The sequence below is a fragment of the Stenotrophomonas maltophilia R551-3 genome, assembly GCF_000020665.1.
Classification (GTDB): Bacteria; Pseudomonadota; Gammaproteobacteria; order Xanthomonadales; family Xanthomonadaceae; genus Stenotrophomonas; species Stenotrophomonas maltophilia_L.
The window spans coordinates 4,554,342-4,573,969 of the sequence record NC_011071.1; the positions used below are offsets into that span (position 1 = coordinate 4,554,342).

The window sequence follows — 19,628 nt, forward strand, 5'->3', positions numbered from 1 at the left end:
AGGACGCCGCCATGCCGTGGATGGGCATCCAGGACCTGTGGACGTTTCTGGTCGCCGTGCTGGTGTTTCTCGCCCTGCCCGGCCCCGGCACCTTCACCCTGCTGACCGCCACCGGCCGTGGCGGCGTGCGTGGCGGCTACACCGCGCTGGCCGGCCTGCTGGTCGGTGACCAGATCCTGATGTGGCTTGCGCTGGCCGGCGTGGCCGCGCTGCTCAAGGCCAACCCACTGGTGTTCCACGCGGTGCAGTACCTCGGCGCGGCCTACCTGGTGTGGGTGGGCATCAGCCTGCTGCGCACGCCCAAGCATGAGGGCGGTGACGCCGGCCCGATCCGCATGCAGCCGGGTCGCTACTTCCAGCAGGCGATCCTGGTCAGCCTGCTCAACCCGAAGGCGATCCTTTTTTACATGGCCTTCCTGCCGTTGTTCATCGATCCGAAGGCGCACCAGGGCATTGCTACCTTTGCGGCGCTGGCCGGCATCATCCTGGTGGTCAGCATCGCCTACTGCTCGATGTTGATCGGGGTCGGCAATCTGGCCCGCCGCCGGCTGATCCAGCACCCGCGGATCAGCGATGCGCTGCGCCGCGTGGCCGGCCTGTTCCTGGTGGGGTTCGGCATCCGGCTGGGGCTGAACGGATGAAACCCTGGCCGACGGCGATGGGCGCCCTGCTGCTTCTGGCCAACACGACCGCCCCGGCGGCCACCGCGCAGGATCATCGCTGCCTGAGCGGCGGCCGCAATGACGGTATCCATCTGGAATGGCGTTGGCTGGATGACGGCCAGGCCGACGTTCGCTATGCCGGACAGCGCGAACGCCTGCTGCTGCGCCGGGTTTCGATGGAGACCACGGTGCTGGCCGAAGACCGTCCCTACCAGTTCGACAGCGTCTGGGAAGAGCACGTCGACGGCCGCCTCAACGGTCGCTACACGATCAGCACGCAGGGTGCGCTGGTGCTGGATCTGCGCTACGAACGCGCCCGCGATGGCCGTCGCACCTCCTTCCACGATGACATCGAGGCCTGGCAGGAAGACGGCTGCCACTGGCCCGGCAAGGCGGCCGAATGAACACCATGGACGACGACATCCTGCTGGAGCGCAGCTGGGAATATCGGGAGGAGATGCTGTACCGGCAGTTGTTCGGCGATACCGGGCCGGGGATCTACCCGATCGATATGGATCTGCTGCGCAACGTCTTCAAGCAGGAGCAGATCGACCCGCGCTGGCTGCATGTCGGCGTCAATGCCTGTCCTCCGCACGGTGATCGAAGGCACTGGATCTATGTCAGCTCCGGCCTGTCCAACCCCTGGGAAGGGCGGCACGAAGATGGCGATTCGGGGTTGGGCATCGAACTGATGCTTGAGACGCAGGAAGAAGCAACGTGGGCACTGACCACTTTGCGCTGGTTCACTGCGTACCACCTGCTGCTGTGCCACTCACGCATGCCCGGCAATCCCTTGGCGCCATGGGACCGGCTGAAGCTGGGAGGTCCGGTGGATCACGCAGGGAGCATGCTGCAGGCGGCCGTCTTCGTTCCGTCACTGCATTTTCCTGGCCCCCATCAATTGCCATCGGGACGATTCGACTTCCTGCAGCTGCTGCCATTGACCCTGGACGAGCACGCGTTCGGCCGCGCCCAGGGCTTCGAAGTGCTGGTGGCCCAGTTGAAAACCCAAGGTGCGGCGCCGGTGGTCGATCCGCAGCGGGTCAGCATCGATCTGGCCCCTGCTCTCACGCTTCAAGCGCCTCCGGGCCCACCTTGAGGGATCGAATCATTTCGAATCCTGCCAGCGTTTGTGCCGATTCCGGCAGCATGCTCGGAGTACAGCCGCGTCGGTGACGCATCTGACCCACGTATGACCCCCGTCAGTGGTAATGCTGCGCTGCGTTCGGTCACACTCGGGAACTTGTCGTTCTCAGTCACCCCTTCCGAGGCCTGCATGTCCCTGTTCCGGCGCAAGTCCCTAGATTCCGTCACCGTCCACGAAGCCGGCAGGCGCCTGGTCCCGACCCTCAGCTGGCCGCACCTGATCGCGCTGGGTATCGGCGCCATCGTCGGTACCGGCATCTACACGCTGATCGGCGTCGGCGCCAACCTGGCCGGCCCGGCGGTACTGATCTCCTTCGCCATCGCCGGCGCGGTGTGCGCCTGCGCGGCGCTGTCCTACGCCGAACTGTCGACGATGATGCCGGCTGCGGGCAGCGCCTACACCTACAGCTACAGCGCGCTGGGCGAAGTGTTCGCCTGGGTGGTGGGCTGGAGCCTGATCCTGGAGTACTCGCTGGTGGTGAGTACGGTGGCGGTCGGCTGGTCGGGTTACTTCGTCGGTTTCCTCGAATGGGTCCACACCCAGTTCGGCTGGAACGTGCAGCTGCCTGCCTGGCTGGCTGCCGGTCCGCACGTGGAAGGCGGCATGATCAACCTGCCGGCGATCGTCATCACCTGGCTGGTGGCACTGATGCTGATGGCCGGCACCAAGGAAAGCGCCACCCTCAACGCCATCCTGGTGGTGTTCAAGCTGATCGCGCTGGCCATCTTCGTGGCCGTGGCCCTTCCCGCCTTCGACAGCAACAACCTGCAGCCGTTCATGCCCTATGGCTTTGCCAAGTCGATGGGCCCTGACGGCGTCGAGCACGGCGTGATGGCGGCGGCGGCGATCATCTTCTTTGCCTTCTACGGCTTCGATGCGATCTCCACCGCAGCCGAGGAAACCAAGAACCCCAGCCGCGACCTGTCGATCGGCATCATCGGTTCGATGATCGGCTGCACCATCGTCTACGTGCTGGTGGCGCTGGCGGCCGTGGGTGCGATGAGCTACGCCGTGTTCGGCCACAGCGCCGAGCCGCTGGCGCTGATCATGCGCCAGCTCGGCCACCCGACCGCAGCAATGGTGATCGGTGTGATCGCGATCATCGCCCTGCCGACCGTGCTGTTGGCCTTCCTGTACGGCCAGAGCCGCATCTTCTTCGTGATGAGCCGCGATGGCCTGCTGCCGCGCGGCCTGTCCAAGGTCAACGCACGCACCGGCACGCCGGTAGCGACCACGCTGTTCACCGCCGTGGTGGTGTCGGCGCTGGCCGGCGTGGCGCGCCTGGACGAGATCGCCGCACTGGCCAACGCCGGCACCCTGGCCGCGTTCACTGCGGTAGGTATCTGCCTGGTGGTGCTGCGCCTGCGCGAACCGAACCGTGAGCGCAGCTTCCGCACGCCGTTGGCCTTCGTAGTCGGTCCGCTGGCCGCGCTGGGCTGCATCTACCTGTTCATCAGCCTGCCACACCGCACCCAGCTGTACTTCCTGCTGTGGAACGTGGCCGGCCTGGTGCTGTACTTCCTGTACAGCCGCCGCCACGCGTTGATCGCGAAATAACCGGTTCACCGGTAGTGCCGGCCGCTGGCCGGCAACTCGGATCCTGTTGATACGGGCAATGCCGGCCAGCGGCCGGCACTACCGCAGGGCGGTCAACCGCCCTGCTTTGCAGCGTAATCCTGCGCCTGGCGCATCACCCGCAGCAGGTTGCCGCCCCAGATGCCGGCAATCTGCTTCTCGGTATAGCCCTTGCGCAGCAGCCACGCGGTGATCTTCGGCAGCTGGCTGACATCGGGCAGGTCACTCAGGCCACCGCCGCCGTCCCAGTCCAGGCCGATGCCCACGTGCTCGGGACCGACCACCTTGAGGATGTGCTCGAAGTGGGCGAAGAAATCGTCCAGGCTGGCATGCCGCACCGGATGCTCGTGGTCCAGCGCCTGCTCGGCCTTCAACAGCGCAACGCCCTGTTCGATGCCCATGCCTTCCCAGCCGCCGAGCTGCTTGCTCAGCGCTTCTTCGGCCTGCTTGCGCTCGGGCGTCTTTGCCGTGTCGATCAGGTAGCCGCCATAGGCATTCACCTGGATCACGCCGCCGGCCTTGGCCAGCGAGCGCAACCGCGCATCATCAAGGTTGCGTGGATGGTTGTAGACCGCCTTGGCCGAACTGTGCGACAGCACGAACGGCACCGGCATCATCGCCAGCAGGTCGTCGAACACTGCATCGGACGCATGCGACTGGTCGATCACGATGCCCAGCTTCACTGCCTGCCGTACCAGATCCTTGCCGGCCGGGCTCAGGCCCTTCCACTCCGCGCCTTTGGGGTCGGTGGCCGAATCGGCGAACTCGTTGTTGGCAAAGTGCACGGTGCTGAGCAGGCGCAGGCCGGCGCGATGGTAGAAGGACAGCAGGCTGGGATCGGCCACCAGCGGGCTGGCATTTTCCATGCTGATGTAGACCACGCGCTTGCCCGCGGCCTTGATCCGCGCCGCATCATCGGCGGTCAGCGCCAGCGCGAAGCGATCGGGATTGGCCGCCAGCATCTCGCGGATCTGCAGCAGCCGCTGCAGGCCGTGGTCACGCTCGGCCAAGTGCGCGGCGGCACTGCGATCGCCCTGGTCGGTGTAGATCGCCCAGAAGCCACCATCCAGCGCACCTTCGACCATGCGCGGGTAGTCCACCTGCGAAAGCGCGTTGCGGTCGTGGCGCTGCTCGATGTCAAAGCCGCTGCGACCGAAGTTGGCCGGTGTATCCAGGTGGCTGTCGAGAGTGACCAGGCGCTGCTGCAGTGCCTTGGCACGGGCCAGCTCCTGCGCGCTGAACTCAATGGCGTTGGCGGACAGCGGCGCGCAAAGCGCCAGGGCAAGCACTACGGACAAGCGACGCAACGAAGGCATGGGCATCCACCGATGTTGGGAGACGCCGACCATAGCGCCGTGAGGGTGACCCGGGGTAGTGCCGGACGACAGCGCGCGTGCTCCATTACACTCGGTGGCAGCCGCTAACGGCACTGGCAGCCTCGCGCTGCATTGCTCCTGGAACGGAACCTTGATGTCGCATCCTGTCCCTCCACCACTTCCCAGCGAACACCCGGTACCCGCCGGGCCCAACGTCGAACAACTCAAGCGCGATGTGCTGCCGGTCCTGTTCGCCGGGCGCATCGACATCGGTCGCTATGGCCCGGCCGAACTGGCCAGCGCCAGTGCGGAGCCCGCATGGCAGGACGGTAGTGCCAACGCGTTGGCCAAGGCGCTGGCCGAACTGGTCAACCGCCTTTCCGAGCATGACCCCAATGCACTGCTGGAACGCGCTGGCTGGTGGGACCGGTTCACCGGTGCCGACATCGAGCAGCGCCTGCGTCGACGCATCGCGCTGGGGGGAAACGGTGACGTGCTGGCCGAGATCGAGCGCCAGGCGATCGCGGTGCGCGGCAGCGTCGATCGGTTGAACGCACAGCTGGAGCTGCATGACGTGCAGGGCGCCCACTTGCAGATCTACATCGATGCGGGCGTGCAGTTCCTGCAGGAACTGCCTCCGGGCAGTGGTGCCAGTGACGATCCGATGGTGCTGGATCGACCGGTGGAACGCCTGCAGCGCCGCATCGCCAACCTGACCGCGCTGCTGGCCAGCCATTCGATGAGCCGGATCCAGGTGCAGCTGGCGCGCAACCACGCCATCGAACTGCTGGACCGCTACAGCGAGACGGTGCAGATCCTGCTGCCGATCTGGCGCCAGACCATCCTCGCCCTGCACAACAACGACAACGCCAGCCCGCAGATGGTCGCCCGCGCCTCGCAGGCACAGGACCAGTTGAAACAGGCCCTGCAGCAGCTGCTGCGCACTTCCGGAGAACCGGCATGATCACGTCCCGGCCCGACCCACTGAGGGTACCGGCGGAACTGCAGCCGCGGGTCGAAGCCGTTCCCGGACTGCGCGCGCTGTATCGCCGGGGTTCGTTCGCACGCACCCTGGGTCTGGCGTGTCTGGCGGTGCTGCCGGCCACTGCGCTGCTGTCCATGATATTCCTGCAGGGGCTGACTGGCAGTCCGCCCTCGGCACACGTGCCGGCCGGCTACGGTACTGATCCCGGCACGTCTGCCATGCTGCTGCTTGCCAGCCTGATCCTCTTTGGCGGGTTGCTGTTCTGGATGGGATTCGGCCTGCGCAGGGTGCTGCTCAACCGCGGCGTACGCCACTTCACCTTCTCGTTCGTGATTGGTGGCTCGTTGCTGGTCGGCTTGCTGTTCGGCAACGGAATCGTCAGTCCCGACTTCAGCCGGGCTGACGCCGGCGATGGCACGAAGCTCGACAGCAGCCAGCTCGGCAAGCTCATCGACAGCCCGGGTTTCACGACGCTCAGCCCGCAATGGCAGGGCTACCTGCAGGCGCAGCGCTCGCTGGCAAGACCCAGCATCCCCTTGAACGATATCGGCCAGGCCATCGCCCGCGGCGAGGACATCGGTATCACGGTGCCTGATGTCATCCGTGCGCGCTTTGAAGCCAAAGCCAAGGTCCCCTATTCGGTGCGCAGCCAAGCGTGGCTGCGTGACCATTGGCTGCGCATGGGCGCGCTGCACTTCATCGGCACAGCGATCGCCTGGTCACTGCTGCTGCTGGTCATCGCTGGCATCGGCCTGACCACCTTGGGCTATCACGTGCGCGGCCGGGCCCGGGTGATCAACGGCCTGCTGCAGCAGTTGCAGGCGCCGCCCCCGCAGGCCGGCGCACAACCCTGAGGTGTTACCGGCCGGCGACCGGCAACACACCTGCCATGGATCAGTCCACCACGCGGCAGAACACGGCCTTCAGGTAACGCGATTCCTGCACGTGGGCCATGAACGGATGATCCGGACCGGCGCCGGCCACCTTCAGGATCTGGATCGTGCGGCCGGAGAAATAGGCCGCGCGGCGCAACATGTCGAGGAACTGGTCCTCGGCCACCAGGCCGGTGCAGGAGAACGTGGCGAACAGGCCACCGGGCTTGACCACGCCCAGCGCCAGCTTGTTCATGTCCAGGTACTTCTTCAGCGCGGTGATCACCTGGTCGCGGTCGCGGGTCATCTTCGCCGGGTCCAGGATCACCACGTCGTACTGTTCGCCGCGGTTGGCGGCATCGCGCAGCCACGGGAAGATGTCGGACTGGATGAACTTCGGGCGCACGTTGTTCAGGCGCGAATTGCCCTTGGCGATCTGGATGACATCTTCATCGATGTCGATGCCGACCACGTCCGAGGCGCCACGCGCCGCTGCATACACGGCGAAACCGCCGGTGTTGCAGCACAGGTCCAGCACGCTCTTGCCTTCCACCTGCTGGCTCAGCCACTCGCGGTTCTCGCGCTGGTCGGCAAAGAAGCCGGTCTTGTGCGCACCGGCCGGGTCGGCGCGGAACTTGATGCCGTACTCGGTGATCACCGACGCTTCGGTGGTGGTGTTGCCATGGAAGTCGAAGCTCTCCTGCTTCTGCACGTGCTCATCGGCGAAGCTGTGGAAACGGCAACCCGGGAACTGCTCGCGCAGCGCTTCGTAGATCCATTCGCGGTGGCGGAACATGCCGGCGGCGAAGAACTCGACCACCACCAGATCGTTGTATCGGTCCACCACCAGGCCGGACAGGCCATCGCCTTCGCTGTGCACCACGCGCCAGGCGTCGGACACCGCATCGAGCTTCAGCACCTCACGGCGCAGCGACACGGCCTGGGCGATCTTGCGCGAGAACCAGCCGGCATCCACCGGCACGTTCTGATCGGTTTCGAGGATGCGCACGGCGATGCGCGAGTGCCCGTTGTAGAACCCGCGGCCGATGAACTCCCCGTCCACGCCGACCACGTCGACGATGGAACCGGGCTTGGGCCGGACGGTCGGCTTCTCGACCAGTTTCTGGAAGATCCACGGGTGGCTGGAACGCCACGCATTCTTGAGGCGGACAATCGGAAGGGGGGTATTCATCCACCTATTGTAAACCGGGCGCCGGGGTCAGATCCCCGCAGGGGCTCTGACCCCGGCCGGCATGCCAACCAAGGTTGGCATCTACCAGAGCGGGGACCCCGGCCACCGGGCATTTGACGGCAGCCCGGCCAGGCCGCAGAATCGGCGCCAGAAGGGGAGTAGCTCCCAGACGTTGTCGCCGTCATTTCGAGCCCGCAGGCTCCGGTGCAACGGCAGTTCCAGCCGACTGGAACTGCGAGCGAGACCTTCGCCGTACTGGCGAAGCTCTGTCCCTGGATCCCCCTCCCGATCCTCCGTTGCAGATCCTCGCCGTCCGGCCTGGCATTCATTTTTCCAACGGACATTCCCAATGCAGACGATCGGTAACGTGTGGTTGTGGGGCGGCTTCGGAGCAGTGGTGATCATCGCCCTGCTGGTCGACCTCGTGTTGATGCGCCATGGTGGACCGCACAAGGTCACCTTCAAGGAGGCCCTCTGGTGGTCCATCGGCTGGGTCGCGCTGGCCCTGCTGTTCAACGCCGGCCTCTGGTACTACCTCAATGAGACCGCCGGCCAGGTCGTGGCCAACAAGGTCGGGCTCGAGTTCCTGACCGGTTACCTGGTCGAGAAGGCGCTGGCGGTCGACAACATCTTTGTCTTCCTGATGATCATGAGCTACTTCGCGGTGCCGGAGGAGCAGCGCCAGAAGGTGCTGATCATCGGCATCCTGGGCGCGATCGTGCTGCGTACGGTCATGATCTTCGCCGGCAGCGTGCTGATCACCCAGTTCCATTGGCTGCTCTACGTGTTCGGTGCCTTCCTGCTGTTCACTGGCTGGAAGATGTGGTTCGCCGCCGGCCAGGAACCGGACCTGGAGGCCAACCCCGCCCTGCGCTGGATGCGCAAGCACCTGCGCCTGCTGCCGGATTACGCCGGCAACGCGATGAGCGTGAAGCGCGACGGCGTGCGTTGGTTCACCCCGCTGTTCGCGGTGCTGATCCTGATCGCGGTGACCGACGTGATCTTCGCCGTGGACAGCATCCCGGCGATCTTCGCCATCACCACCGACCCGTTCATCGTGCTCACCTCCAACGTGTTCGCGGTGCTGGGCCTGCGTGCGATGTTCTTCCTGCTGGCCGGCATGGCCGACCGCTTCCACCTGCTGCCGTACGGTCTGGCACTGGTGCTGGGCTTCATCGGCATCAAGATGATGATCATCGACCTGTTCAAGATCCCGACCCCGGTGTCGCTGGGCGTGGTGGCGGTGATCATCGCCGCGACCGTGGTGCTGAGCCTGAAGTACCCGCCGAAGGAAGGCTCCGGCCACGCCTGATCACGGCCGGCCGGCGGGATTGTCCCGCCGGCCGCACCCCACTCTCCCGCCGCGGTGGCCTTGGTTTCGCGCCAGTCACCGCCATTGCTGAGGTATGAACAGCAACGCGCCCCTGCCCGCTGGCGACGCGCCAGCCCCCCGCAATGACCGCATGCGTATCCTGCGGGCGTTCAACGTCAGCCTGGCCGCGGTGCTGGTACTGATCGCCGTGTTCGCGCTGCAGGGCACGTTCGACTGGCGGCCATGGGCGGTTGCGCCACTGGAAGCGAAGGGCCTGCTTGGCCTGATCGGCGGCCCGCTGCTGCATGCCTCGGTCGAGCACATCGCCGCCAACAGCATCGCCATCCTGATCCTCGGCACCCTGGCCGGCAGCGTCTATCCCAAGGCCACCCTGCGCGCACTGCCGCTGTTGTGGCTGGGCTCGGGGATCGGCGCGTGGATGCTCGGCAATCCGGGCAGCGTGCACCTGGGTGCCAGCGGCGTGACCCATGGCCTGATGTTCCTGCTGGCCAGCCTCGGCCTGCTGCGCCGCGACCGTGCGGCAATCGCCACTGGACTGATCGGCATGCTGTTCTATGGCGGCATGCTGATGACCATCCTGCCGCACGCCGATGGCGTCTCCTGGCAGTCGCACATGGGCGGCGCCTTCGCTGGCATCATCGCTGCGCTGCTGTTCCGCAACGCCGATCCGCTGCAGCCCCGCCAGCGCTACAGCTGGGAAGACGAAGAGGACACGGTCGAGCCGCTGGCCGACGACGAGCTGGAACTGCCGTCGCCGCAACGCGTGCCGGTGCTGTGGCAGCCGCGAGAGGGCCAGGACTACGTGGTGATCCCGTTCCGCCGGCCGGACGAGCCGCGCGGTTGATCTGGTGGACCCGCCGGGCATGGCCCGGCGCTACCGTTTGTGGATCTCTCGGGTAGCGCCGGGCCATGCCCGGCGTCATTGACGGGTCAGTCCGTCGCGTTGCCCGCCGCGCCCATCCCATCCACCGCCTGCCGGCCCAGTGCCGGGTCGTCGGTGAAGAAGGCATCGATGCCGGTGGCCAGATAGGCGCGCATCTCGGCAACCGACCCCTCTGCATTGCGCGCCTTGTCGGCGCCCTTGCGCAGGTTGCTGGCCTGAAAATGGTTCTCCGGGCGGAAGGTATACGGAATCACCATCAGGCCCACTGCATGTGCGTCCTGTACCAGCGTGGTCGGTGTCCCCAGTGCGCCCTTGGCGTCCAGCGGAATGATCGAGCGCAGCTCCGGGCCGATGCTGTCGGCGTAGCTGGCGATGTCCTTCAGTCCAGCCGGCGTCATCATCTGCGCGTAGGTCAGCTTGCCACCGGCCTTGGCGACGTCGGCCGGCTGGGTATCGCCCTTCCACAGCAGCTGCAGCAGGCGGATGTTGCTGCCGCGCGGGATCTTGCCGCGCAGGTAGCGCAGGTTGGCGGTCTCGAACGACTGGATGGTGACCGGGCCAACGTTGGTATAGGCATTGCCGCGCAGGGCGGCCAGCAGCTTGTCTTCCATCGGCAGGCCGACCGACTGGAAGTAGGTCGGGTGCTTGATTTCCGGCACCAGGCCGATGCCGCAGTTGGCACGACCGGCCTGCTGCACCAGGAAGGCCAGGATCTCGTCTAGGCTGGCGATGCGGAACTGGCCGTCGTAAGCGGTGCTGCGCAGTTCCGGCAGGCGCTCGCGCGCGTAGAGTGTCTTCAGCTCGGCCAGGGTGAAGTCTTCGGTGAACCAGCCCTCGACCTTCTGCCCGTCGATGACCTTGCTGGTCCGGCGGCTGGCAAATTCCGGATGCGAGGCGACATCGGTGGTGCCGCTGATCTCGTTCTCGTGGCGGGCCACCATCACCCCGTCCTTGGTCATCACCAGGTCCGGTTCGATGTAGTCGGCGCCGTCGGCGATGGCCTGCGCATAGGCGGCCAGGGTGTGCTCGGGCAGCAGCGCGCTTGCGCCGCGATGGCCATAGACCGACACCTTGTGCGCGGCCGGGGTGGAGGATTCAGCACTCATGGCCACCGATGGTGCCACGGCCAGCGACAACAGCAACGCACAACCCCACGACTTCACTGCGACTTCCCCAAGCGGTATGTGATGGGCGTCAGTATGCGGCGGGAATGTGACAGGTTGGGGGAAGCGGGCGTGGCGGCCAGGCTTCACGGCTGGCCGCGTTTCGCATCCATCCAATTCTTCAATCTTTCTGATTGAATCGCCAAGATCATCCGCCATAGCCTCGATTCACCAACACCGATGTTGGCGGAGGAGTGTTCATGCAGAAGTCGATATATGTGCCGATTCTGAAATGGCGACAAGGTGAGTACCTCGCGGTAGGTCGCACAAGCGAGACCATCAAGGACTGGATGTATCCCCTGTTCGAGATTCCCGTCGAGCAGTGGGATTTCGAAAACGAGATGCCCGCCAAGTCCCTCGACGATCATCTGAAGAACGTTGGCAAGCGCCTGGCGACCAACTGGAAGAAACGCCCTTGCCTGTTCGATTCGCCGTATCTTGGCGGAGACGACACCGTAGCAAACGGTGACCATCACCTCACACACATATTCGACCTTGCCCGATCGGCCGGCTGCCAGGTCATTCCGGTCACAGGCATCGGTAGGCATCTGCAGTATCAGCAGGCGGTTGCCAGCATCGTCGCCCAGGATGGCCGGGGCTGCGGCCTGCGTCTGCTGCCCGACGACGTTGAGGGAGATCCTGCTGCAAGGATCGACGGTTTGTTGCGCCTGCTCAGCGTGACCCCCGACCAGGTCGACCTCGTACTGGATAGCAGCAGCGATGTCGCAGCGGCCCCTGCGCTGCAGGCGGGTCTCTGGCAGACATGGATCGCGGCAGTGCCGCACGCTGGCCAATGGAGGTCGTTCACCGTGGCCGGCGGCAGTTTCCCATCCAGCCTGAGCCCTTCAGCGAACTATCGGCCCCATGGTGATGTTCCCCGCCGGGAATGGCGCGCGTACACCCGGCTGGTCGCCGCTGGGCAACAGCCTTGGTTCGGTGACTACGGATGTGCGTCGCCGCAGACCGAGATGATGGACCCGCGGCTCTTTGATCCAAACGCCAAGATCAAGTACACGATCGATGATCATTGGAGGGTGGTCGTTGGAACCCAGGTCAAGCGCAACGGCCGCGACCAGTATCGCGACCTGTGCAGGCATCTGGTCACCGACGTCCCGGTGGTCTTCATGGGACGCGGTTATAGCACGGGTGATGCCTACATCGAGGATTGCGCCACCAGCGCGGCCAGTACCGGCGGCAGCTCGACCTGGCCGACGGTGGCCACCAGCCATCACCTGACTAAAGTTGTTCGCGACCTCGCCAGGCTGTACGGCGCTTCAACTGTTCCCTGACCTGCGCGCGGATTTCCGCAAGACTGTAGAGCTCCGACAGACGTTCGCATAGCGCTGCGCGGTTACCGCGCAGCGCTGCTTTTTCAAGCGTCCGCCCGCCGATCAGAGCAGAAAGTTCATCGCGCCAGAGGAGTGCAGCGACAGCCGTCGCGCTCACCGATGGATTGAGCCTTGCAGGCCGCAGCAGTTCCAGTCTCACTGCGTTACGCACTCCACGTGATGCCAGCCTGACCCCCCACCAGGCAGGCAGCGTTTCCAGCGCGTGATCCAGGTGGCGCTGGCCCACGACGATTGTCGCCTTATCGAGAACATCGGAGTAGAACTGCTGCTGCAGTGGCAGTCTCCGCAGCGTGTCGACATCACTCTTGATCTCGTAGCCGTGAAGGTGGCCATTGATGACACAGACATCGACCCGGCAGGCCCCGCGGGCAAGCCCCAATTCCTCCACCACGAGGGTGTTCGGATTGGCGACATGCTCAGCAATGACCTTGCCCAGCAGAGCTGATCGCACGTCACTGTCGGTTATCGGGTTCATGGCGGGATGGTATCAAGGAGGTGTCGCGCCCCGGGTTGAAACCACGTGGCATCGATTGTGGTGATGTCGAGGGTCAGAGCCCCTTTGGGGATCTGACCCTGTGGACTACTTCCCAATGCAGAAACTGGAGAAGATCCTTCCCAGCAGGTCATCGGCACTCATCTGCCCGGTGATCTCGCCCAGCGCGTCGTGGGCCAGCCGCAGTTCTTCGGCGGCCAGCTCCAGGTGTTCGTGGGCCAGCTCGCCATCGGCGCGCTGCGCGTGTTCCTGCGCACGCTCGATTGCATCCACATGCCGCGTGCGCGCGGAGAACTCGCCGTCCACCTGCTCGCCCGCCCCGGCCGAGGCAATCGAACGCAGGCGCGCGTGCAGATCTTCGAGTCCGGCGCCGGTGGCGGCGGAAACGAACACGCGATCCGGATCGTCCAGTGCCGGCAGCGCCGTCAGCAGGTCTGACTTGTTGTGGATGTAGACCTTGTGCGGAACCGCCGCCACGGCATCGCCCAGCGCCGCTTCACCCGCAGCCGGATCGCGCGCATCCAGCACGATCAACGCCAGGTCGGTGCGCTCGATCTCCACATGGGCGCGGCGCATGCCTTCGCGTTCGATGGCATCGCCGCCGTCGCGCAGGCCGGCGGTATCGACCAGGGTCAGTTCCAGGCCATCCAGGCGGATGGTCTCGCGCAGGGTGTCGCGGGTGGTGCCGGCAATGTCGGTGACGATGGCGCGCTCGCTGCCGGCCAGGGCATTGAGCAATGAACTCTTGCCCGCATTGGGCGGCCCGATCAGCACTGCATGCAGGCCATCGCGCAGGCGACGGCCGCGTTCGGCATCGCGGCGCAGCAGGGCCAGGTCACTGCGCGCCTGCTTCAGCCCACGCCGTACCTGCGCCCCACCAAGCGTATCCAGCGGTTCGTCGGCGAAGTCGATGGCCGCTTCCACGTGGATGCGCAGCAGCACCAACTGCTCGACCACCGCGTCGATGCGGCGGGAGAACACGCCGTCCAGCGAACGGCGTGCAGCGCGTGCGGCGCGGTTGTCACCCGCGGCGATCAGGTCGGCGATGGCCTCAGCCTGGGCCAGGTCGAGCTTGCCGTTGAGGAACGCGCGTTCGCTGAACTCACCCGGGCGCGCCTGACGCGCACCGAGCGCGATGCAGCGCGCGACCAGTTGCTGCAGCAGCACCGGGCTGCCATGGCCCTGCAGTTCCACCACTTCTTCGCCGGTGAAGCTGTTCGGCGCCGGGAACCACAGCACGATGCCATCATCAATGACCTCGCCGTCGGCATCGCGCAGGCGTGCGTAATGCGCATGGCGCGGGCGCAGCGCAGGCGCACCCAATGCGTTGGCGATGGCCGCAGCGCGCGGACCGGACAGGCGCAGCAGACCGACGCCACCCGCGCCGGGTGCGCTGGCGATGGCCACGATGGTGTCGGTGCGGATCGCGTCATTCATGGCTCAGAGTTTCTCCAGCTGCGCGCGCGCCTGTGCTGCGCCGCTGCCCTGCGGCTGCAGCGCAAGGTAGGTGGTGTAAGCCTGTTTGGCCTTGGCCTTGTCGCCCGCGTTGAAGTAGGCATCGCCAAGATTCAGATAGGCCACCGCACGCGACGGGTCGATCTTCAGCGTGTTCTCCAGCCAGCGCGCAGCTTCGGCATAGCGTTGCTGGCGGTAGTAGACAAAGCCCAGGTTGTTGGCGGCCTGGGCGAAGTCCGGGCGCAGCTTCAACGCTTCGGTGAACTGCGCGACGGCTTCGTCGTACTGCTTCTCGCGGTACAGCTGCAGGCCACGGTCGTTGGCCTGCTGCGCGCGCTGGCGGTCCGAGGCCGGGCCGGCAGTGGGCACCACCAGCTTGGCCTTGCCGCCCTGCAGGTCGGCCACGGTCACTGGTGCCTGAGCACCCTTGGCTTCGCTGGCGGCATCCACCTTGTTGTTCAGCGCGATCGCATCGGCAGTCAGCTGGCGCGTGTCGGCATTGAGGAATTCCTGGCTGTCCGGCACCTGGAACACGAACTCGCCGCCCTGCGAACCGGGCAGGCTGCCGAAGGCCGGTGTCTGGTGTGAAACCGCGGACACCGCCGGCGCCACGTAGGCGGCCAGTTCGGTGCCGGTGATCAAGCCATCGCCATTGAGGTCCCCCTTGCCGGCCAGCGCCTGCAGCAGCACCCAGGTGAACACCGAATGGCCGTTCGGGCCGGCATCGGCCACCTGCTGGTCGGCACCGCCGGCGGTCAGCATCTGCCGCGCGCTGCGGCGTGCGTTCTCGCGCAGGAACGACGACGAAGACGGGCCACCGCGGGTCAGGCCCAGGCCGCTGTAGCAGGCATCCATCACGAACATCACATGCTTGGCCTGCATGCTCTCGGCGATGTTCTGGATGTCGGTCATCGCGATGGCGTCGGTGGCAAATTCCTTCGGATCCGAATCGACCGGGATGATGTAGCCGAGATCGCGCCCGGAGGCGAGCTGGCGGGTCGCGCCATGGCCGGCGAAGAACACGAACACGCGGTCGTTCTTGCCGGTGCGGTCATCGGCCAGGCGGTCGTGGAAGGCGGCCAGGATGTTGTTGCGGGTGGCCTGCTCGTTCTTCAGCACGATCACCTGCGAGGACGGGAAGCCGAACCGCCCGGTCAGGGTATCGGCCACCGCCTGTGCGTCATGGCTGGCGTACTCCAGCTTCGGCCACTTGGCGTAGGTGTCGATGCCGACCACGATCGCCCACGACTTCTCGTAGCCGGTGGTGACGGTGGCGGCACGGGCCTCGCCCTTGCGCGCGCGGGCGACAGTGAATTCACGGCCATTCCAGCCGGCGAACTGGTAGCCGTCGGCAATCAGCCGGTCGAGAATCTGCGGCAGCGCCTTCACCGCCCGGTCGTGGATGTCGTGGAACAGGATGATGCCGCGCTGTTCCTTGTTCACCTGGTCGAGCACGCGCTGCACGATCGACTCCGGCACCGGGTCGGCCCAGTCCATCGAGTCGATGTTCCACATGATCGACTTCAGTCCGGCCTCGTTGAGCAGCTGCAGGCCTTCGGCATTGCGCGCGCCGTACGGGAAGCGGAACAACGGCGCGCGCTTGCTGTCGACATCCTTCAGCAGCGTATCGGTGTCGAGCACCTGCTGGCGCAGCGCATCGCCGGTGGTGCGCGACAGCTGGGCGTGGGTCAGGCTGTGGTTGCCGACCGCATAGCCTTCTTCCATCAGGTTGCGGCTGATCTTCGCCATCGGCCCGAGGCTGACTTTGCCATCACTCTCGACCTTGCCGAGGTTGCGGCCGACTTCGAAGAACACGCCCGGTACGTCGTAGCGCTTGAGGATCGCCACCACTTCATCGGTGTAGGCCTTGTGCGGGCCATCGTCGAAGGTCAGCACCACGGTCTTGGCGGGCAGGTCGCGGCCGAAGATCTCGCGGTCGCTGTCCTTCATCGACATCGGGTACGGCTCGATCACCCCGTAGTCGCGCAGGATCGCTTCGCGGCTGTAATCCTTGTGCAGGTGGGCGATGTAGTCGTCCCACTTCTCGCGCTTCAGCTCGATGGCGCGGGTGCGCTCGAAGCGGCTGAAGATGCGGGTCAGTTCCTGGTTGTAGTTGCGTTCGATCTCGTCGAGCGCCTCCAGGTCCTCGCCGATGCGCTGGTGCAGCTTCACCGCCGGCAGCGACGAATCGGTACCGACCCGCTCGTGCAGATCACGCAGTACTTCGCGGAAGGCCAGGCGATCGGCATCGAACAGTTCCGGTGCGGATTCGATGTAATCCAGCACCGTGCCGAGGGTGGCGAAGCGCTGCGGGCTGGAACCGCGCAGCAGGGTGTCGAACTGCGCGGCGATGACCGTGCGTTGTTCCAGGCCATCGTGGAACAGCTGCTGGCCCACACGCGTGGAGGTGCCGCGGTCGGCGGCCGACTGCTGTTCTTCGTCGGCCAGCAGCACGATGATCCGGCGGTAGCCATCCAGCTGCTTCTGCAGCGCAGCCAGCAACGGCGCGGCGGCAGGATCGGCGGCGGCCGCGGCCTGTGCGCTGGGCTGGGTCACGCCGGTTACCGGTGCCTTCGCGTCCTTGTCGCCACAGCCGGCAACGACCAGGGTCAACAACAGCGAGGGCAGGAACAGGCGGAACGACGACGCACGCGGCATGGCGGACTCGATGGATGGAGGAACGGTGTGCCGGCGATTCTAACGCCGGATGCGAAAAGCCCGCCTTGCGGCGGGCTTTTGCTGGTCGGTCAGGCCAGGAGCAGTCGACTAACAGTCGACTCTACCAAGCAGGTGACCTGCCGGTCGGATTACTTCTTTTTGACCGGGGCCGGTGCGGTGGTGGCCGGAACCGGCTCGCCGCCATGGCGCTTGGTCATCCACCACTGCTGCAGCAGGCCCAGGCCGCCGTTGACCACCCAGTACAGGACCAGGCCGGACGGCATGAAGGCCATCATGACGCCGAACACCAGCGGCATGAACTGCATCATCTTCTGCTGCATCGGGTCCATGCCCGGTGCCGGGGTCAGCTTCTGGGTGAACCACATCACCGCCACGTTGATCACCGGCAGGATGAAGTACGGGTCGCGTGCGGTCAGGTCCTGGATCCAGCCGAACCAGGGCGCCTGGCGCAGTTCGACCGATTCCACCAGCACCCAGTACAGCGCGAAGAAGATCGGCATCTGGATGAGGATCGGCAGGCAGCCGCCCATCGGGTTGATCTTTTCCTTCTTGTACAGCTCCATCATCGCGGTCTGGAACTTCTGGCGGTCATCGCCATAGCGTTCCTTCAGCTGCGCGATGCGCGGCTGGAAGCGACGCATCTTGGCGCCACTCTTGTACTGGGTCGCCGACAGCGGGTACAGCACCAGCTTCAGCAGCACCACCAGGCCGACGATCGCCCAGCCCCAGTTGCCAACCAGCTTGTGCACCTGGTTCAGCACCCAGAACAGGCCCTGGCCGATCACCGCCATCATCGAGAAGCGGCTGTAGTCGACCACGCGGTCCAGGCCCGGCACGTCTTCCTTGGCGATCAGGTTGACCAGCTTCGGGCCGACCCACAGGCGGGCTTCGGTGCTGGTGGACTGGCCCGGGGCCACGGTGAAGGCCGGGCCACGCGCTTCGATCAGGTCACGACCGGCCACCTGCGACAGCACGTAGTGTGCGGTCTGGTCCTTCTGCGGGATCCAGGCGGTGAAGAAGTGGTGCTGCAGCATCGCCAGCCAGCCGCCGGTGATGTTCTGGTTCAGCGTGCCGTCTTCCAGGTAGTCCTTGAACGCACGACGCTGGTACTTCTTGTCGTTGTCGTACCAGGTGGCGCCGTTGAAGCTGAAGGAATCCGGGTTGGTCATGCTCCGCGACAGGATGGTCGGGGTGCGGTCCAGGGTGCGGTAGACATAGCCGTTCCAAGGAGCGGCGCCGGTGTTGCTGACTTCATCCTTGAAGCGCACGGCATACTCGTTGCGCGAGACGGTCAGCGTGCGCTTGATGGTCACGCCGCTGTCGGCGGTCCACACAAACGGGATCTGCAGCTCGTTCTGGCCCTTGGCCAGCACGAAGTCCTTGGTGTCACCGACCAGCTTGAAGCCGTCGGCACCCGGCACCGGGGTGTTCTTGTCTTCACTGGCCCAGCCACTGATCGCGCTGTACGGATGCGCGGGGTCTTCGGTCAGCAGGCGCACCGGCGGGCTGCCTTCGTCCTTGGTCTGCGGGAACTGCAGCAGCTCGGCGTCGAGCACGCGGCCGCCATCGAGCACCAGGCGCAGCACGTCGGTGGTGACGGTCACGCGCTGGCTGGCCGGCGTGGCACTGGCCTGGGCCTGCACTGCGGCCTGGCCCGGGGCGCCCGGGACCTGCGCGTTGGGTACGCTGCCCGGGGTCGCGCCCGGAACACTCTGTGCAGCGGCCGGAGCCGACGTGGTCGTCGGTGCCGGGGTCGGGGCAGCCTTTTCGCGGCTCCACTCCATCCACAGCAGCACGGCCACCATCAGCCAGGCAAAAATAAGGAATACGCGGGTCTGGTTCATCAGCGGGCAGGCTCAGCGGTGCCGGAACGCGGTGCCGGCTCGGTCAAAGAGGGAGTTGCGATGCCATCAGGCGGCGGCATTGTGCCGTCCACGCCCGGCGTGGGCAATGCACGCAGGCGCCGCAACAGGCGCAGGAAGGCCTGGCGGATATCGTCGTTGCTGGCGTTACGCGCAGCACTACGAGCCACGACGACGAAGTCGCCTGGCTGCATATCGGTTCGTGTCTGACGCAAGGCGTCGCGCAGGACGCGCTTGATCCGGTTACGCCCAACGGCGTGCGGATCGACCTTGCGGGAAACCGCCAGACCCAGCCTGGCCGGCCGGTCAGCCGGCAGCCAGTGCAGGGTCATCAGCGGATCGGACACACGGCGGGCGCCGTTGAAGACCGTTGAATATTCGGCACGCGTGCGAACCCGCGCAGAGCGAGGGAATCGCTTGCGCGGGTCTGCAGTATTCACTGTCGAATGGATTGCGTCTGCCGCTGGATGCGGCATGGCAATCAGGCGCTCAGGACTTTGCGGCCCTTGGCGCGGCGACGCGACAGGATCTTGCGGCCGTCAGCGGTCTTCATACGGGCACGGAAGCCGTGGTCGCGCTTACGCTTGAGGTTGCTGGGCTGGAAGGTGCGCTTGGTGGCCATGTGGGCCTCTCGTATGAATGGGACGGAAAGAACCGGAAAT

General features: G+C 65.7%; 18 protein-coding genes. 9 read left to right on the forward strand and 9 right to left on the reverse strand.

Annotated features, from left to right (window positions below; all coding sequences use genetic code 11):
* The first annotated feature begins 11 nt into the window (after nt 1–11).
* The 4 genes from leuE (at nt 12) to SMAL_RS20510 (ending at nt 3,366) form a co-directional block, all read left to right on the forward strand.
* A complete protein-coding gene (gene leuE, locus SMAL_RS20495) occupies nt 12–641 on the forward strand; it encodes a leucine efflux protein LeuE (protein ID WP_005411716.1) in 630 nt (209 codons plus the stop codon).
* Nucleotides 638–1,066, forward strand: a complete 429-nt coding sequence (locus tag SMAL_RS20500; RefSeq protein ID WP_006404287.1) for a hypothetical protein — start codon at nt 638–640, stop codon at nt 1,064–1,066. The genes leuE and SMAL_RS20500 overlap by 4 nt, the downstream gene beginning before the upstream one ends.
* Nucleotides 1,063–1,761, forward strand: coding sequence for a suppressor of fused domain protein (locus tag SMAL_RS20505; protein WP_006404291.1), 699 nt, complete (start codon nt 1,063–1,065; stop codon nt 1,759–1,761). The genes SMAL_RS20500 and SMAL_RS20505 overlap by 4 nt, the downstream gene beginning before the upstream one ends.
* A 177-nt stretch (nt 1,762–1,938) precedes the next feature.
* Entirely contained in the window at nt 1,939–3,366 is a 1,428-nt protein-coding gene (locus SMAL_RS20510) for an amino acid permease (protein WP_006404294.1), read from the forward strand.
* 92 nt (nt 3,367–3,458) lie between these two features.
* On the opposite strand, the gene SMAL_RS20515 is transcribed toward SMAL_RS20510, so the two are convergent.
* Nucleotides 3,459–4,700 (reverse strand): dipeptidase, encoded by a 1,242-nt coding sequence (locus SMAL_RS20515; protein WP_012512552.1) that lies wholly within the window; start codon nt 4,698–4,700, stop codon nt 3,459–3,461.
* A gap of 154 nt (nt 4,701–4,854) precedes the next feature.
* On the opposite strand from SMAL_RS20515, the gene SMAL_RS20520 reads away from it, so the two are divergent.
* Together SMAL_RS20520 and SMAL_RS20525 are read left to right on the forward strand one after the other, a co-directional pair.
* Nucleotides 4,855–5,664, forward strand: coding sequence for a hypothetical protein (locus SMAL_RS20520; protein WP_012512553.1), 810 nt, complete (start codon nt 4,855–4,857; stop codon nt 5,662–5,664).
* Nucleotides 5,661–6,539 (forward strand): hypothetical protein, encoded by an 879-nt coding sequence (locus SMAL_RS20525; protein ID WP_012512554.1) that lies wholly within the window; start codon nt 5,661–5,663, stop codon nt 6,537–6,539. The genes SMAL_RS20520 and SMAL_RS20525 overlap by 4 nt, the downstream gene beginning before the upstream one ends.
* 40 nt (nt 6,540–6,579) lie before the next feature.
* Here SMAL_RS20525 and SMAL_RS20530 read toward each other — a convergent pair whose 3' ends face one another.
* Entirely contained in the window at nt 6,580–7,749 is a 1,170-nt protein-coding gene (locus tag SMAL_RS20530) for a class I SAM-dependent rRNA methyltransferase (RefSeq protein ID WP_012512555.1), read from the reverse strand.
* A 349-nt stretch (nt 7,750–8,098) separates the two neighbouring features.
* Between SMAL_RS20530 and SMAL_RS20535 the strand changes: the two genes are divergently transcribed.
* Together SMAL_RS20535 and SMAL_RS20540 are read left to right on the forward strand one after the other, a co-directional pair.
* Complete coding sequence (locus SMAL_RS20535) at nt 8,099–9,061, forward strand: TerC family protein (RefSeq protein WP_012512556.1); 963 nt, start codon at nt 8,099–8,101, stop codon at nt 9,059–9,061.
* A 94-nt stretch (nt 9,062–9,155) separates the two neighbouring features.
* The gene (locus tag SMAL_RS20540; protein WP_012512557.1) at nt 9,156–9,926 is read left to right on the forward strand and encodes a rhomboid family intramembrane serine protease; all 771 of its coding nucleotides are present in this window, start codon (nt 9,156–9,158) and stop codon (nt 9,924–9,926) included.
* An 86-nt stretch (nt 9,927–10,012) separates the two neighbouring features.
* On the opposite strand, the gene SMAL_RS20545 is transcribed toward SMAL_RS20540, so the two are convergent.
* Complete coding sequence (locus SMAL_RS20545) at nt 10,013–11,128, reverse strand: glycerophosphodiester phosphodiesterase (RefSeq protein ID WP_012512558.1); 1,116 nt, start codon at nt 11,126–11,128, stop codon at nt 10,013–10,015.
* Nucleotides 11,129–11,328: 200 nt separating this feature from the next.
* On the opposite strand from SMAL_RS20545, the gene SMAL_RS20550 reads away from it, so the two are divergent.
* Nucleotides 11,329–12,417 (forward strand): beta family protein, encoded by a 1,089-nt coding sequence (locus SMAL_RS20550; protein ID WP_012512559.1) that lies wholly within the window; start codon nt 11,329–11,331, stop codon nt 12,415–12,417.
* On the opposite strand, the gene SMAL_RS20955 is transcribed toward SMAL_RS20550, so the two are convergent.
* From SMAL_RS20955 to rpmH, 6 genes are all read right to left on the reverse strand, one after another.
* Complete coding sequence (locus SMAL_RS20955; RefSeq protein ID WP_012512560.1) at nt 12,365–12,952, reverse strand: sce7726 family protein; 588 nt, start codon at nt 12,950–12,952, stop codon at nt 12,365–12,367. The two genes, SMAL_RS20550 and SMAL_RS20955, sit on opposite strands and share 53 nt — an antisense overlap.
* Nucleotides 12,953–13,057: 105 nt before the next feature.
* Entirely contained in the window at nt 13,058–14,407 is a 1,350-nt protein-coding gene (gene mnmE, locus SMAL_RS20560; RefSeq protein WP_012512561.1) for a tRNA uridine-5-carboxymethylaminomethyl(34) synthesis GTPase MnmE, read from the reverse strand.
* Nucleotides 14,408–14,410: 3 nt separating this feature from the next.
* Nucleotides 14,411–17,083 carry a polysaccharide deacetylase family protein gene (locus tag SMAL_RS20565; protein ID WP_012512562.1) on the reverse strand — a complete coding sequence of 891 codons (2,673 nt, stop codon included), beginning with the start codon at nt 17,081–17,083 and terminating at the stop codon, nt 14,411–14,413.
* A 149-nt stretch (nt 17,084–17,232) separates the two neighbouring features.
* Nucleotides 17,233–18,948 carry a membrane protein insertase YidC gene (yidC, locus tag SMAL_RS20570; RefSeq protein ID WP_012512563.1) on the reverse strand — a complete coding sequence of 572 codons (1,716 nt, stop codon included), beginning with the start codon at nt 18,946–18,948 and terminating at the stop codon, nt 17,233–17,235.
* Nucleotides 18,948–19,442, reverse strand: coding sequence for a ribonuclease P protein component (gene rnpA / locus SMAL_RS20575; protein ID WP_006404563.1), 495 nt, complete (start codon nt 19,440–19,442; stop codon nt 18,948–18,950). The genes yidC and rnpA overlap by 1 nt, the downstream gene beginning before the upstream one ends.
* Nucleotides 19,443–19,447: 5 nt before the next feature.
* Nucleotides 19,448–19,588 (reverse strand): 50S ribosomal protein L34, encoded by a 141-nt coding sequence (gene rpmH, locus SMAL_RS20580; protein ID WP_006404565.1) that lies wholly within the window; start codon nt 19,586–19,588, stop codon nt 19,448–19,450.
* Nucleotides 19,589–19,628: the final 40 nt, after the last annotated feature.